The following is a 13481-nucleotide window of genomic DNA, read 5'->3' as shown; positions in this document are numbered from 1 at the left end:
TACACTGGCGGCCGACATCACCCCGAGCCCCCGCCATGCGTCTCCTGCCCCCGCTTCTTCTGGCCTTCGTCGCCGGTTGTGCCACCATCGTCGGCACTCTGCAACTCGACGATCGCTACGGCCCACCGGATCCGGCGCGCTTCGATCATCCGCCGCAGCCGGTCGCCGGGGCGCCGGACTACTGGCAGGAGGTACGGCCCCTGCTCGACCAGCGCTGCGTCTCCTGCCACGCCTGCTACGACTCCCCGTGCCAGCTCAATCTGACCAGCTATGCCGGGCTGACCCGTGGCGCCAACCCGAAGATCATCTATTCCAGCGTGCGCCTGATCGCCGACGAGCCGACGCGGCTCGGCTTCGACGCCCTGACCAATGCCGGCTGGCGGGAAAAGGGCTTCCACCCGGTGCTCAACGAACGCGAACAGACACCGGAGGCCAACCGCGACGGTGGCGTCATGTACCGCATGCTCGCCCTCAAGCAGTCGCACCCGGGACCGGACCGTGGGCCGCTGACCAACCCCGATCTCGACTTCGCGCTGGATCGCGACCAGACCTGCGCCCGCGCCGAAAACTTCGACGACTACGCCGGCAAGCACCCGGAACGCGGCATGCCCTTCGGCCTGCCGCCGCTGACCCGGGCCGAGCACCAGACCCTGGCGCGCTGGCTGGAAGCCGGGGCGCCCTACACGCCGCCGGCGCCGCTGCCAGCCGACGTCCTCGCGCAGGTCGCCGACTGGGAGGGTTTCCTGAACGGCGACAGCCTGCGCGAGCAACTGGTCGCCCGTTACATCTACGAGCACTGGTACATCGGCCAGCTCCATTTCGCGGCGGCGCCGGGGCGCTACTTCCAGCTCGTCCGCAGCCGGACGCCGCCGGGACGGCCGATCGACCTGATCGCGACGCGCCGCCCCTACGACGACCCCGGGGTGCCGCGCGTTTACTACCGCCTGCGCTACACCGAGGCGACGCAGGTGGAAAAGACCTTCATGCCCCTGCAGCTCGACCCCGCCCGCATGGAGCGCGTGCGCCAGTGGTTCTTCGCCGCCGCCTACCCGGTCGACGCCCTGCCGGGCTATCTGCCGGCGCAGGCCTCCAACCCCTTCGCCACCTTCCGCGCGCTGCCGGTCGAGGCGCGCTATCGCTTCATGCTCGACGACGCGCAGTTCACCATGATGGGCTTCATGAAGGGGCCGGTCTGCCGCGGCCAGGTCGCGCTCAACGTGATCAACGACCTGTTCTGGGTCGCTTTCGTGGCGCCGGACAGCAGCGAAACCCGCATGGCCACCAGACTGATCGACAGCGACATCATCAACCTGCAGCTGCCGGCCGAGCACGAGAGCACGGCCGGGTTGCTGGCCTGGCGCGACTATTCCAAGCTGGAAAAGCGCTACCTCGAAACGAAGAGCCGGCTCATCGGCGAATTGAAGAAGAGTGATCTGCCGCAGGTTTCGGACTTGTGGGATGGCGACGGCCAGAATCCGAACGCCGCGCTGACCGTCTTCCGCCATTTCGACAACGCCTCGGTGACCCGCGGCTACGTCGGCGAACGGCCGCAGACCATGCTGGTCATCGGCTATCCCCTGTTCGAGCGCATGCACTACCTGCTGCTCGCCGGTTACGACGTCTACGGCAACATCGGCCACCAGCTGGCGACCCGGCTCTACATGGACTTCCTGCGCATGGAGGGCGAGCTCAATTTTCTCGCCTTCCTGCCACTCAAGGATCGCCAGCCGGTTCTCGACTTCTGGTACCGCGGCCGCAAGGAACAGACCGACCGCTACTTCACCGACGCCGCCGCCTATTTTCCGCGCGAAACCGGCATCCATTACCGCACCGGCGATCACCTCGGCGAGCTTTACCGGGCAGTGGCCCAGCGCATGGCGCCGCTGCGCGCCCCGGCGCTCGACTGGAAGAAGACCGGCCTGACCCCGGCGGAAGTCGACCAGATGCGGCGGCTCTCGAAGATCCACGGCATTCCGGCGTCGGTGATGCCCGAGATGAGCCTCCTGCTGCTGCGCCGGCCGGGCGAGCGCCTGCAGATCGTCTCACTGGTCCGCAACAGCGCGCACAGCAACGTCTCGCAGATGTTCGACGAGGAGGAACGGCGACTACCGAAGGAAGACACGCTGCTGGCCCTGGATGGTGTCGTCGGCGCCTATCCCAACGCCTTCTTTGCGGTCGACCCCGAAAAACTGCCCGAATTCGTCGATGCCGTCGCCCGCCTGGGCGACGAAGCCGGGCTGGTGAAGCTGACCGACCGCTTCGGCATCCGCCGCACCGACCCGCGCTTCTGGCCGCTGAGCGATGCCGTGCATGCCGAATGGCGGCGCACGGCGCCGCGCGAGGCGGCGATCCTCGACTACAGCCGCCTCGAAAACCGCTGATCAGCCCCGGCCGGCACGGGCCTCCTTGCGCAGGGAGGCCCACACCGAGGCGCCGATGATGACCGCCACCACGGCCAGCGAGAAGCCGACCGGGATCTTGTAGAGGTCGATCAGCAGCATCTTGACGCCGATGAACATGAGCACGATGGCCAGCCCGTACTTGAGCAGCGAGAAGCGGTCGGCTACGCCGGCAAGCAGGAAGTACATGGCGCGCAGGCCGAGGATGGCGAAAATGTTCGAGGTCAGCACGATGAACGGGTCGGTGGTGATCGCGAAGATGGCCGGGATCGAATCGACGGCGAAGATCAGGTCGGACACCTCGACCAGCACCAGCGCCAGGAACAGCGGCGTCGCGTAACGCACACCGTTCTTCCAGGTGAAGAAACGCTGGCCGTCGAACTCGGTGCTGATGTTCATGTGGCCGCGCAGCCATTTCACCAGCTTGTTGTTTTCAAGATCCGGCTTCTCGTCGGCGAACCAGTACATCTTGATGCCGGTGACCAGCAGGAAGGCACCGAAGATGTAGAGAATCCAGTGGAATTGGGAGATCAGCCAGGCGCCGGCGAAGATCATGACGGTACGCATGACGATGGCGCCGAGCACGCCGTAGAGCAGCACGCGCTTCTGCAGTTCGGCCGGCACCGCGAAGAAGCTGAACAGCATCAGCCAGATGAAGACGTTGTCGACCGCCAGCGCCTTCTCGATCAGGTAGCCGGTAATGAATTCGAGCGCCTTGGTGTTGGCGATCTCACGCCCCAGGGCGCCATCCAAGTGCAACCACAGCCCGCCGGCAAAGGCCAGCGTGATGGCGATCCACACCACCGACCACGTCGCGGCCTCCTTGAAGCTGACGCGGTGTTCCTTGCCGCCACCGACGACGAAGAGGTCGATCGCCAGCATGACGAGAACGATGGCTGCGAAGCCGGCCCACAAACCCAGACTGCCTACGGTTTCCATACAAAATTCCTTTCGTGCATTCCAAAAGCAAACGGCCCGCGCCGAAATGGACGAGAGCCGTGGAATGCCAAAGGAGCCTCGCCATCGCGGCAAAGGTCTTGCTCGCAGCGCTGTTCTGCTGCCCGGGCGCCGGAAGACTAGGCTTCGTGGTGACGACACGCCGGTTGGGAGCTACTCCCCCTTGGGATTGGGAGACTTTATTAAACCCGAGTCGGCCTGTCAACTTTTAGCTGACGCAAGCTATGGAATAAACAAATTCGTTTTTCGTCTTTGTTGTTATAACGCCCTCGGCTAGATTACGGGCGTCAATTTTCCGAGGTGCGCCATGAAAAAAATCTCCAAAGGCCTGTCCGCCCTGCTGCTCGGCCTGGTCGCCAGCGCCGCGCTGGCCGACGTCACCCTGCTCAACGCCTCCTACGACGTCGCCCGCGACGTGTACAAGGACTTCAACCCGCTGTTCCAGAAGCACTGGAAGGCGAAGACCGGCGAAAGCGTCGAGATCAAGCAGTCGCACGGCGGCTCGACCAAGCAGGTGCGCGCCGTCGCCGACGGCCTCGAAGCCGACGTGGTGACCATGAACCAGGCCAACGACATCGAGTTCCTCGCCGACAAGGGCCTGGTCGCCAAGGACTGGGCGAAGAAGTTCCCCAACAACGCCTCGCCCTACACCTCGGCAATGGTCTTCATCGTGCGCAAGGGCAACCCGAAGGGCATCAAGGACTGGAGCGACCTGGCGGCCCCCGGCACGCAGATCATCATCCCGCACCCCAAGAACACCGGCAACGGCCGCAACACCTACCTGTCGGCCTGGGCCTGGGCGCTCAGGCAGCCGGGCGGCAACGACCTCAAGGCGCAGGAATTCCTCGGCAAGCTGCTGAAGAACGCCCCGCTGTTCGCCGCCGGCGGCCGCGACGCGACGACGACCTTCATGCAGCGCCGGATGGGCGACGTATTGATCACCTTCGAATCGGAAGCCGAGATGATCGCCAAGGAGTTCGGCAAGGGCGAGTTCGAGGTCGTGTACCCGAGCCTGACGATGCAGACCGAATTCCCGGTCGCGCTGGTCGAGAAGGTGGTCGACAAAAAAGGCACGCGCACCCAGGCGACCGCCTACCTGGAATACCTGTGGTCGAAGGAAGGCCAGGAGAACGCCGCCCAGAACTACTTGCGTCCCCGTGACGCCGACATCCTCAAGAAATATTCGACCTTCTTCCCGCCGGTCAAAACCTTCACCGTCGATGAAGTGTTCGGCGGCGCCAACAAGGCTTTCGCGACCCACTTCAAGGACGGCGGCAGCTTCGACCAGATTTACCAAAGCAAGTAATGGCGGCAAAAACCCACCGCGTGCTGCCCGGCTTCGGTCTGGCGCTGGGCTACACGCTGGTCTATCTCTCGCTGTTGATCCTGCTGCCGCTCGGCGGCATGGTGCTCAAGGCGTCCGAACTCGGCTTCGCGCAAATCATCGACATCGCCCTCGGCGAACGGTCGCTGGCGGCCTTTCGCGTAACCTTCGGCGCCTCCTTCCTGGCGGCTGCGGTCAACGCCTTCTTCGGTCTGATTGTGGCGTGGATCCTGGTGCGCTACCCGTTTCCCGGCAAGCGCTTCGTCGATGCCCTGGTCGACCTGCCCTTCGCCCTGCCGACCGCCGTCGCCGGCATCACACTGGCGACGCTTTACGCCGGCAACGGCTGGCTTGGGCGTTTCATCGAACCGCTCGGCATCAAGGTCGCCTACACGCCGCTCGGCATCGTCGTCGCGCTGACCTTCATCACCCTGCCCTTCGTCGTGCGCACCCTGCAGCCGGTGATCGAGGACATCGAGACCGAAGTCGAGGAGGCCGCCGCCTCGCTCGGCGCCTCGCGCTGGCAGACCTTCGTCAAGGTCATCTTCCCGGCCATCTTCCCGGCGCTGCTGACCGGCTTCGCGCTGGCCTTCGCGCGCGCCGTCGGCGAGTACGGCTCGGTCATCTTCATCGCCGGCAACCTGCCGCTGATCTCGGAAATCGTGCCGCTGCTGATCATTTCCAAGCTCGAGCAGTACGACGTGCTCGGCGCCACGGCGCTGGCCGTGGTCATGCTGGCGCTCTCCTTCATCCTGCTGCTGGCGGTCAACCTGCTGCAGTGGTGGAGCGCCAACCGCCACAAGAACAGCGAGCCGCTCGAAGTCGCCGCCGCCCGGGCGAGCGGAGGCGCGGCATGAAATCTAACCGCGCAACCCAGGAGCCGCGCTGGGTCCGCTACGGCCTGCTGGCGGTCGGCCTCGGCTTCCTCTTCTTTTTCCTCGGCCTGCCGCTGGTCGCCGTCTTCGTCGAGGCACTGGCGCAGGGCGTGCCGCTCTACGTCGAGGCCCTGAAGGAGCCGGAAACGCGCTCCGCCATCGGCCTGACCATCGGCATCGCGCTCGCCGTGCTGCCTTTCAACATCGTCTTCGGCGTCGCCGCGGCCTGGGCCATCGCCAAGTTCGAGTTCCGCGGCAAGAGCGTGCTGATCACGCTGATCGACCTGCCGTTCGCGGTCAGCCCGGTGGTCGCCGGCCTCGTCTTCATCCTGCTCTTCGGCGCCCAGGGCACCTTCGGGCCATGGTTGAGCGAGCACGAGATCAAGATCATCTTCGCCGTCCCCGGCATGATTCTCGCCACGCTGTTCATCACCTTTCCCTTCATCGCCCGCGAGCTGATCCCGCTGATGCAGGCGCAGGGCAAGGACGAGGAGGAGGCGGCGGTATCGCTCGGCGCCTCCGGCTGGCAGATGTTCCGGCGCGTGACGCTGCCCAACATCAAGTGGGGCCTGCTTTATGGCGTCATCCTGGCGAACGCCCGGGCAATGGGAGAATTCGGCGCGGTCTCGGTGGTTTCCGGGCACATCCGCGGCGAGACCAACACGCTGCCGCTGCACGTCGAAATCCTCTACAACGAATACAACGCGGTCGGCGCCTTCGCCGCGGCTTCAATCCTCGCCCTGCTCGCGCTGGTCACGCTGGTCGCCAAGACCGTCGTCGAATGGCGGATGAAGAAGGAAACCGAAATGCTGAACACGGTGCTGGCCCCGGAGAAAACCTGATGAGTATCGAAATCCGCAACATCGCCAAGCGCTTCGGCAATTTCGTCGCGCTCGACGACATCAATCTCGACATCCCGACCGGCGAGCTGCTTGCCCTGCTCGGCCCCTCCGGCTGCGGCAAGACGACGCTGCTGCGCATCATCGCCGGCATGGAGACGCCGGACGGCGGCGACGTGCTGTTCTCTGGCGCCGAGGCCACCCACCTGCACGCCCGCGAGCGCCAGGTCGGCTTCGTCTTCCAGCACTACGCACTGTTCCGCCACATGACGGTGTTCGAGAACGTCGCCTTCGGCCTGCGCGTCAAGCCGCGCAGGGAACGTCCGTCCGACGCCGAGATCAAGCGCCGCGTCATGGAGTTGCTCGGCCTCGTCCAGCTCGACTGGCTGGCCGACCGCTACCCGTCGCAGCTCTCCGGCGGCCAGCGCCAGCGCATCGCCCTGGCCCGCGCGCTGGCGGTCGAACCCAAGGTGCTGCTGCTCGATGAGCCGTTCGGCGCGCTCGACACCAAGGTGCGCAAGGAATTGCGCCGCTGGCTGCGGCGCCTGCACGACGACATGCACATCTCGTCGGTGTTTGTGACCCACGACCAGGAAGAGGCGCTGGAAGTCGCCGACCGCGTCGTGGTGATGAACCACGGCAAGATCGAGCAGATCGGCTCGCCCGACGAGGTCTATTCCAACCCGGCCTCGCCCTTCGTCTATCAGTTCCTCGGCAACGTCAATGTCTTCCACAGCCGGGTGCAGGACGGCTATGCCGAAGTCGAACGCCACGAGGCGGCGGAGAAGGCCACCGCCTTCGTCCGTCCGCACGACATCGACATCGCCCACCAGCCGCTAGCCGACGGCCTGCAGGCCACTGTCCAGCACGTACACCCGATCGGTCCGCTGGTGCGTGTCGAATTGCAGCACGACAGCGAGGTCGTCGAGGTCGAACTGTCGCGCGAGCGGCACGAGGCACTGCAACTCGCAGTCGGCCAGACCGTCTGGTTCCGCCCGCGCCAGATGAAGGTGTTCGGCGGCGACGGCCTGTCGCGGTCGACGCCGGAAAAGCAGCCCTTTCTGTTCTGAGCGGCGCCCGCCCTACTGCCTGACCTGGCGCTCGAGCTGTTCGAGGCCGCCGATCACGCGCATCGAGCACAGGTCGAATTCGCCATTCAGAATGCGCCGGGCGTCCTTCTCGCCCCCCTGCTTGAACTGCCCGACCACTTCCGCGGCGGATCGGTGGAAGGCGGCGTGATCCTGGATCAGGCGCTGAAACACCGGCACATCGCCGTAGAACTTGTTGCCATTGCCGTGGATCCACTTGCCGAGATCGCAGCGGTTGTCGTGGCAGATGACGGATTCGTCCAGCGTTTCGCTGCTGCTGCCGTCGAGGTAGGCGACCAGGCGCTGGCGCCAGTTGCGATGGGCGGCGATCCATTTCTGGAAGTCGAGATCCTCTTCCAGCAGCCCTTCGGTCGAGCGCCCCTTGAAGAACGAAAATTTACGGAAAAAATCGAACAATGCCATGCGTATTCTCCTGATAGGGTTCCGGAATATTAGTTTTTGCTGCAATTCTAACACGCACGATACATGCCACGCCGGGGTTGCCGGCCTCCGGCACGCCCCCGACCCCGGAGGCCGGGGGCACGGGTGATATAATCTGCCCCCATTTCGTGCGCGCCCGCCCAATCCGGTGATCTTTACCCTCGGCATCAACCACCACTCCGCCCCGCTCGCCATCCGCGAACGGGTGGCGTTCGGCGCCGAAAAGCTGCACCACGCGCTGGCCGACCTGACGCGCAGCCAGCCGGTCAAGGAAGTGGCGATCCTGTCCACCTGCAACCGCACCGAAATCTACTGCGCCGCCGAGACGCCCGAGGTCGTCGTCGACTGGCTGGCGCAATACCACCAGGTGGCGCGCGACGAGATCGCCCCCTACCTCTACACCCACGACCAGCCGGAAGCCATCCGCCACGCCTTCCGCGTCGCGAGCGGACTCGACTCGATGGTCATCGGCGAGCCGCAGATCCTCGGCCAGATGAAGGATGCCGTGCGCGTCGCCGAAGAGAGCGGCACCCTCGGCACGCAGCTGCACAAGCTCTTCCAGCGCTCCTTCTCGGTCGCCAAGGAAGTGCGCAGCACGACGGCGATCGGCGCCAACATCGTCTCGATGGCCGCCGCCGGCGTCCATCTCGCCGAGCGCATCTTCGAATCGATCGACAGCCAGCGCATCCTCTTCATCGGCGCCGGCGAGATGATCGAGCTGTGCGCCGCCCACTTCTGCGCCCGCCAGCCGAAGCAGGTCACCGTCGCCAACCGCACGGTAGAGCGCGGCCGGGCACTCGCCGAGCGCTACAACGGCCACGCCATCCGCCTCGACGAACTGGGCGAGCACATGCCGCAGCACGACATCGTCGTCTCCTGCACCGCCAGCCCGCTGCCCATCATCGGGCTGGGCATGGCCGAACGGGCGATCAAGGCGCGCCGCCACCGGCCGATGTTCATGATCGACCTCGCCGTCCCGCGCGACATCGAGGAGGAGGTCGGCGACCTCGACGACGTCTTCCTGTACACCGTTGACGACCTCGCGCAGGTCGTCGAGAGCGGCCTCGAATCGCGCCAGGCCGCGGTGATCGAGGCCGAGGACATCATCGCCAGCCGCGTCCAGGATTTTCTCGGCTGGCTGCAGGCGCGCGACACCGTGCCGGTCATCCGCTCGCTGCGCGACGCGGCCGAGCGCGTGCGCCGGCACGAGATCGAGCACGCGCTGAAGCTGCTGGCCAAGGGCGAACCGGCGGACAAGGTGCTCGAACACCTGTCGCAGCGCCTGACCAACAAGCTGCTGCACGCGCCGACACAGACCCTCAACCTTGCCGAAGGCAGCGAACGCGCCGACCTGCAGGCCGCCGCCGCGCGTCTCTTCCATCTCCATTCCGGCGAGTAGCGGCAGCGCCGCCGCCCGCCCGATGTCCGCCCGCCCATGAAGCCATCCATCCGCCAGAAACTCGACCTGCTGGTCGACCGTCTCGACGAAATCGACCGCATGCTGTCCGCGCCCGACGCCGCCGGCAACATGGAGCAGTTCCGCAAGCTGTCGCGCGAACGTGCGGAAATCGAGCCGGTGGCCCTGCAGTTCAACGCCTTCCGCCAGGCCGAGAACGATCTGGCCGAAGCCGAGGCGATGCTCGCCGACCCCGACCTGCGGGAATTCGCCGAGGAGGAAATCGCCGCCGCCAAAGCCCGCCTGCCAGAACTCGAAATCGAGCTGCAGAAGCTGCTGCTGCCGAAAGACCCCAACGACGAAAAGAGCGTCCTGCTCGAAATCCGCGCCGGCACCGGCGGCGACGAATCGGCGCTGTTCGCCGGCGACCTCTTCCGCATGTATTCGCGCTACGCCGAGCGCCAGCGCTGGCAGGTCGAAGTGCTGTCGGCGAGCGAGTCGGACCTCGGCGGCTACCGCGAAATCATCTGCCGCATCGCCGGCCTCGGCGCCGGGTTTGGCGTGTACTCGCGGCTCAAGTTCGAGTCGGGCGGCCACCGCGTGCAGCGCGTGCCGGAAACCGAGACGCAGGGGCGCATCCACACCTCGGCGTGCACCGTAGCGATCATGCCGGAAGCCGACGAGGTCGAGGACGTCAACCTCAACCCGGCCGACCTGCGCATCGACACCTTCCGCGCCTCGGGCGCCGGCGGCCAGCACATCAACAAGACCGATTCGGCGGTGCGCATCACCCACCTGCCGACCGGCATCGTCGCCGAATGCCAGGACGGCCGCTCGCAGCACGCCAACAAGGCCTCGGCCATGCGCGTGCTGGCGGCGCGCATCAAGGACGTGCAGGTGCGCGAGCAGCAGAGCGCCATCGCCAGCACACGCAAGTCGCTGATCGGCTCTGGCGACCGCTCCGAGCGCATCCGCACCTACAACTTCCCGCAGGGCCGCGTCACCGACCACCGCATCAACCTGACGCTGTACAAGATCGCCGCCATCATGGACGGCGACATGGACGAACTGCTCGACGCCCTGGCAGCCGAACACCAGGCCGACCAGCTCGCCGAACTGGCCGAGCAGAACTGAAAATGACCCTTCTGGAGGCGTTGACCGCAGCAAGGCAGCGGATCGACCGGCTCGACGCCCGCCTGCTGCTGCAGCATGCCACCGGCTGCTCGCATGCCGACCTGCTGGCGCGCCCGGAAACGCCGGTGAGCGCCCCGGCCGGCGAACAGTTCATGGCCTGGGTCGAACGCCGCGCGACCGGCGAACCACTCGCCTACATCGTCGGCGAGGCGGAATTCCGCGGCCGCGTTTTCCAGGTCTCGCCCGCCGTGCTGATCCCGCGCCCGGAAACCGAGGTCCTGATCGACCTCGCGCTGGAAAGGCTGAACGGCCGCACCGCCCCGCGAATCCTCGACCTCGGGACCGGTTCCGGCATCGTCGCCATTTCGCTGGCGCTCGAATGCCCGGCGGCGACGATCGTTGCGGTCGACGTCGAAAAAGGGGCCATTTCCGTGGCACGCAACAACGCCGGGCGGCTGGGGGCGCAGATCGACATCCGCCAAGGCGACTGGTTCGCCCCGCTCGCCGGCGAGACCTTCGACCTGATCGTCTCGAACCCGCCCTACGTGGCGGAAGGTGACCCGCACCTGACGCGCGACGGCCTGCCCTTCGAGCCGCGCCTGGCGCTGAGCGACGGCGACGCCGGCGGCGACGGCCTCGCCTGCATCCGCCACATCGTCGCCACCGCCGCTGACCATCTGAATCCCGGCGGCTGGCTGCTGTTCGAGCACGGCTACGACCAGGGCGCCGCCAGCCGGAACTTATTGACCGCCGCCGGGTTCAAAACGGCGTTTACCCACCCCGACCTGGCCGGCATCGCCCGCGTTTCAGGCGGCCATCTGTAATCTGGAGAAATCATGTCCGACGTTCAGCAACGCATCCACGCCACCGTGACCGGCAACCCGGTCGTCCTCTATATGAAGGGCGACGCCCGCTTTCCGCAGTGCGGCTTCTCGGCGACCGCCGTACAGATTCTCAAGGTCTGCGGCGTCGACGACTTCGTCACGGTCAACGTGCTGGCCGACGAGGAAATCCGCAACGGCGTCAAGGAATACGCCAACTGGCCCACCATCCCGCAGCTCTACATCAAGGGCGAATTCATCGGCGGCTGCGACATCATGAAGGAGATGTACCAGACCGGCGAACTGCAGGAACTGCTCGGCGACATCGCCCGGGCCTGAGCGCCCCCCCGGCCACAAAAAAACCCGCCGTCTGGCGGGTTTTTCATTTCCGGCCCGGTTAACTTTTATTTCGGCGCCGTGAATTCGTCGTAGGCCCGCACCGCTTCGGCGGCGTACATCAGGGCCGGGCCACCCCCCATGTAGACGCAGACGCCCAGGGTTTCCATCAATTGTTCGCGGGTAACGCCGAGGCGGATCAGGGCCTTGACGTGAAAGCCGATGCAGCCGTCGCAGTGCTGGGTGACGCCGATGGCCAGCGCCAGTAGTTCCTTGTCCAGCTCGCTGAGGACGCCTGCCTGCATCGCACCCTTGTGCATGGCGCTGAAGCCCTGCATGGTGTCGGGAATCTCCTTGCGCATGGCACTCATGGCCTTGTTGAGGTCGGAGGTGATGGTGACGAAGGATTTGCTGTTCATGAACGTTCCTTTATATAAGATTTCTCTTATTCTATTGCGCCCGCAGCAGCAGTGCAAATGACATAAATCAATGCCGCACGGCAGCGGCTTGATCGGCAGGCAAGGCTCGGCCCCGGCGCGACGCGCGCTGCGCCGCAAACGGCGGCCCCGATACTGGATTAGTCGTCATACTTGAACGATAATCTGTCACTATCCGTTACAAACTCCGGCAGTTCCACTGCCAGACATCCATTCAGACCGGCAGGATCCCTCATGACCCCCATGCTCAAAAACATCACTGTCGGCAAGCGCGGTCGGCGCACCGCCCTCGGACTCGCCAGCCTCGCCCTGTTGCTCACCGCCTGCGAAAAACACCAGGCGCCGCCGCCCGCGCCCCCCGTCGTTCAGGTCATCGACGTAGCGCAACGCGACGTGCCGATCTACATGGAATGGGTCGGCGCAATGGACGGCAACGTCAATGCCGTCATTCGCCCGCAGGTGACCGGCTACCTGATCAAGCAGAACTACCGCGAAGGCGACCTGGTCAAGAAGGGGCAACTGCTGTTCGAGATCGACCCGCGCACTTTCGAGGCAGCGCTCGACGAGGCCAAGGGTGTGCGCGCCCAGAAGCTGGCGCGCTACGAAACCACTGCCGCCAACCTGGCCCGCATCAAGCCGCTGGCGGCGAAGAACGCCGTCAGCCAGAAGGACCTCGACGATGCCACCGGCGCCAACCAGTCGGCCAAGGCCGAACTCGAAGCCGCCGACGCCAACCTCAAGACGGCGAAGCTCAACCTCGGCTTCACCAAGATCACCTCACCGGTCACCGGCATCGCCGGCATCGCCAAGGCGCAGATCGGCGACCTGCTCAGCCCGAGCATGCCAACCGAGCTGACCACGGTATCGACCGTCGATCCGATCAAGGTCTATTTCAACATCAGCGAACGCGAATACCTGAAGGTCGCCAACGCCGCGCAGGCTTCCGGCAGAAAGACGGAGAACGTCCCGCTCGAACTGATCCTGGTCGATGGTTCGACCTACCCACATGAAGGCAAGGTCGCCGTACTCAACCGCCAGGTCGACGTGACGACCGGCACCTTCAAGGTCGCCGCCCTCTTCCCCAACCCGAACAACCTGCTGCGCCCAGGCCAGTACGGCAAGGTGCGGGCGACCATGTCCACGATCAAGGGCGGGCTGCTCGTGCCGCAACGGGCGGTCACCGAAATGCAGGGCAAGTACCTGGTCGCCGTCGTCGGCGCCGACAACAAGGTTGACATCCGGCCGGTGCGCGTCGGCGAACGCGTCGGCACCGAATGGCTGGTCGCCGAGGGGCTCAAGCCGGAAGAGAAGGTGATCGCCGAAGGCACGCAGAAGGTGCGGCCGGGCATGACGGTGGAAACCAAGCCCTTCGTCACGCCCGCAGCCCCTGCCGCTGGCGGCGAGGCCAAGCCGGCAGCCAAGGGGTAAGCCGCC

The 13481-nt window shown here is 65.6% G+C and carries 13 protein-coding genes; 10 read left to right on the top strand and 3 right to left on the bottom strand.

The window, feature by feature from the left end; translation table 11 throughout:
• The first annotated feature begins 35 nt into the window (after nt 1-35).
• Complete coding sequence (locus GH660_RS04570; protein ID WP_153145421.1) at nt 36-2381, top strand: fatty acid cis/trans isomerase; 2346 nt, start codon at nt 36-38, stop codon at nt 2379-2381.
• On the opposite strand, the gene GH660_RS04565 is transcribed toward GH660_RS04570, so the two are convergent.
• Nucleotides 2382-3338: a TerC family protein gene (locus GH660_RS04565; RefSeq protein ID WP_153145420.1), complete on the bottom strand. Its 957-nt coding sequence runs from the start codon at nt 3336-3338 to the stop codon at nt 2382-2384.
• A 325-nt stretch (nt 3339-3663) separates the two neighbouring features.
• On the opposite strand from GH660_RS04565, the gene GH660_RS04560 reads away from it, so the two are divergent.
• Genes GH660_RS04560 through GH660_RS04545 form a run of 4 tightly spaced genes read left to right on the top strand, consistent with a single transcriptional unit; the run spans nt 3664 to nt 7464 of the window.
• Entirely contained in the window at nt 3664-4662 is a 999-nt protein-coding gene (locus GH660_RS04560; RefSeq protein WP_153145419.1) for a sulfate ABC transporter substrate-binding protein, read from the top strand.
• Entirely contained in the window at nt 4662-5537 is an 876-nt protein-coding gene (cysT, locus tag GH660_RS04555; protein WP_153145418.1) for a sulfate ABC transporter permease subunit CysT, read from the top strand. The genes GH660_RS04560 and cysT overlap by 1 nt, the downstream gene beginning before the upstream one ends.
• A complete protein-coding gene (gene cysW, locus GH660_RS04550) occupies nt 5534-6397 on the top strand; it encodes a sulfate ABC transporter permease subunit CysW (RefSeq protein WP_153145417.1) in 864 nt (287 codons plus the stop codon). Before cysT ends, cysW begins: the two co-directional genes overlap by 4 nt.
• Nucleotides 6397-7464 (top strand): sulfate/molybdate ABC transporter ATP-binding protein, encoded by a 1068-nt coding sequence (locus GH660_RS04545; RefSeq protein ID WP_153145416.1) that lies wholly within the window; start codon nt 6397-6399, stop codon nt 7462-7464. Before cysW ends, GH660_RS04545 begins: the two co-directional genes overlap by 1 nt.
• 12 nt (nt 7465-7476) lie before the next feature.
• Here GH660_RS04545 and GH660_RS04540 read toward each other — a convergent pair whose 3' ends face one another.
• On the bottom strand, nt 7477-7905 hold the full coding sequence (locus GH660_RS04540) for a CZB domain-containing protein (protein WP_194266230.1): 429 nt from the start codon (nt 7903-7905) through the stop codon (nt 7477-7479).
• Between the two features lie 166 nt (nt 7906-8071).
• Here GH660_RS04540 and hemA point away from each other — a divergent pair, with 166 nt between their 5' ends.
• Genes hemA through grxD form a run of 4 tightly spaced genes read left to right on the top strand, consistent with a single transcriptional unit; the run spans nt 8072 to nt 11613 of the window.
• Nucleotides 8072-9322: a glutamyl-tRNA reductase gene (gene hemA / locus GH660_RS04535; protein WP_153145414.1), complete on the top strand. Its 1251-nt coding sequence runs from the start codon at nt 8072-8074 to the stop codon at nt 9320-9322.
• 36 nt (nt 9323-9358) lie between these two features.
• The gene (gene prfA / locus GH660_RS04530) at nt 9359-10453 is read left to right on the top strand and encodes a peptide chain release factor 1 (protein ID WP_153145413.1); all 1095 of its coding nucleotides are present in this window, start codon (nt 9359-9361) and stop codon (nt 10451-10453) included.
• Nucleotides 10454-10455: 2 nt separating this feature from the next.
• Nucleotides 10456-11277, top strand: coding sequence for a peptide chain release factor N(5)-glutamine methyltransferase (gene prmC / locus GH660_RS04525; protein ID WP_153145412.1), 822 nt, complete (start codon nt 10456-10458; stop codon nt 11275-11277).
• 12 nt (nt 11278-11289) lie between these two features.
• Nucleotides 11290-11613: a Grx4 family monothiol glutaredoxin gene (gene grxD, locus GH660_RS04520; RefSeq protein ID WP_153145411.1), complete on the top strand. Its 324-nt coding sequence runs from the start codon at nt 11290-11292 to the stop codon at nt 11611-11613.
• A gap of 65 nt (nt 11614-11678) precedes the next feature.
• Here the strand turns inward: grxD and GH660_RS04515 are convergent, their stop codons facing one another.
• Nucleotides 11679-12029: a carboxymuconolactone decarboxylase family protein gene (locus tag GH660_RS04515; protein ID WP_153145410.1), complete on the bottom strand. Its 351-nt coding sequence runs from the start codon at nt 12027-12029 to the stop codon at nt 11679-11681.
• 252 nt (nt 12030-12281) lie between these two features.
• On the opposite strand from GH660_RS04515, the gene GH660_RS04510 reads away from it, so the two are divergent.
• The gene (locus GH660_RS04510) at nt 12282-13475 is read left to right on the top strand and encodes an efflux RND transporter periplasmic adaptor subunit (RefSeq protein ID WP_153145409.1); all 1194 of its coding nucleotides are present in this window, start codon (nt 12282-12284) and stop codon (nt 13473-13475) included.
• Nucleotides 13476-13481: the final 6 nt, after the last annotated feature.

Origin of the sequence: Dechloromonas sp. H13 (genome assembly GCF_009469615.1) — a bacterium.
Classification (GTDB): domain Bacteria; phylum Pseudomonadota; class Gammaproteobacteria; order Burkholderiales; family Rhodocyclaceae; genus Azonexus.
Note: the sequence above shows the minus strand (reverse complement) of the source record. Positions and strands in the feature narration are given on the sequence as shown.

What these genes read in the sequence shown, in the direction of transcription:
- GH660_RS04570 (WP_153145421.1), top strand. Translation starts at nt 36, where the DNA reads ATGCGTCTCCTGCCCCCGCTTCTTCTGGCCTTCGTCGCCGGTTGTGCC.
- cysT (WP_153145418.1), top strand. Translation starts at nt 4,662, where the DNA reads ATGGCGGCAAAAACCCACCGCGTGCTGCCCGGCTTCGGTCTGGCGCTG.
- GH660_RS04560 (WP_153145419.1), top strand. Translation starts at nt 3,664, where the DNA reads ATGAAAAAAATCTCCAAAGGCCTGTCCGCCCTGCTGCTCGGCCTGGTC.
- grxD (WP_153145411.1), top strand. Translation starts at nt 11,290, where the DNA reads ATGTCCGACGTTCAGCAACGCATCCACGCCACCGTGACCGGCAACCCG.
- prfA (WP_153145413.1), top strand. Translation starts at nt 9,359, where the DNA reads ATGAAGCCATCCATCCGCCAGAAACTCGACCTGCTGGTCGACCGTCTC.
- cysW (WP_153145417.1), top strand. Translation starts at nt 5,534, where the DNA reads ATGAAATCTAACCGCGCAACCCAGGAGCCGCGCTGGGTCCGCTACGGC.
- GH660_RS04565 (WP_153145420.1), bottom strand. Translation starts at nt 3,338, where the DNA reads ATGGAAACCGTAGGCAGTCTGGGTTTGTGGGCCGGCTTCGCAGCCATC.
- prmC (WP_153145412.1), top strand. Translation starts at nt 10,456, where the DNA reads ATGACCCTTCTGGAGGCGTTGACCGCAGCAAGGCAGCGGATCGACCGG.
- GH660_RS04545 (WP_153145416.1), top strand. Translation starts at nt 6,397, where the DNA reads ATGAGTATCGAAATCCGCAACATCGCCAAGCGCTTCGGCAATTTCGTC.
- GH660_RS04510 (WP_153145409.1), top strand. Translation starts at nt 12,282, where the DNA reads ATGACCCCCATGCTCAAAAACATCACTGTCGGCAAGCGCGGTCGGCGC.
- GH660_RS04540 (WP_194266230.1), bottom strand. Translation starts at nt 7,905, where the DNA reads ATGGCATTGTTCGATTTTTTCCGTAAATTTTCGTTCTTCAAGGGGCGC.
- GH660_RS04515 (WP_153145410.1), bottom strand. Translation starts at nt 12,029, where the DNA reads ATGAACAGCAAATCCTTCGTCACCATCACCTCCGACCTCAACAAGGCC.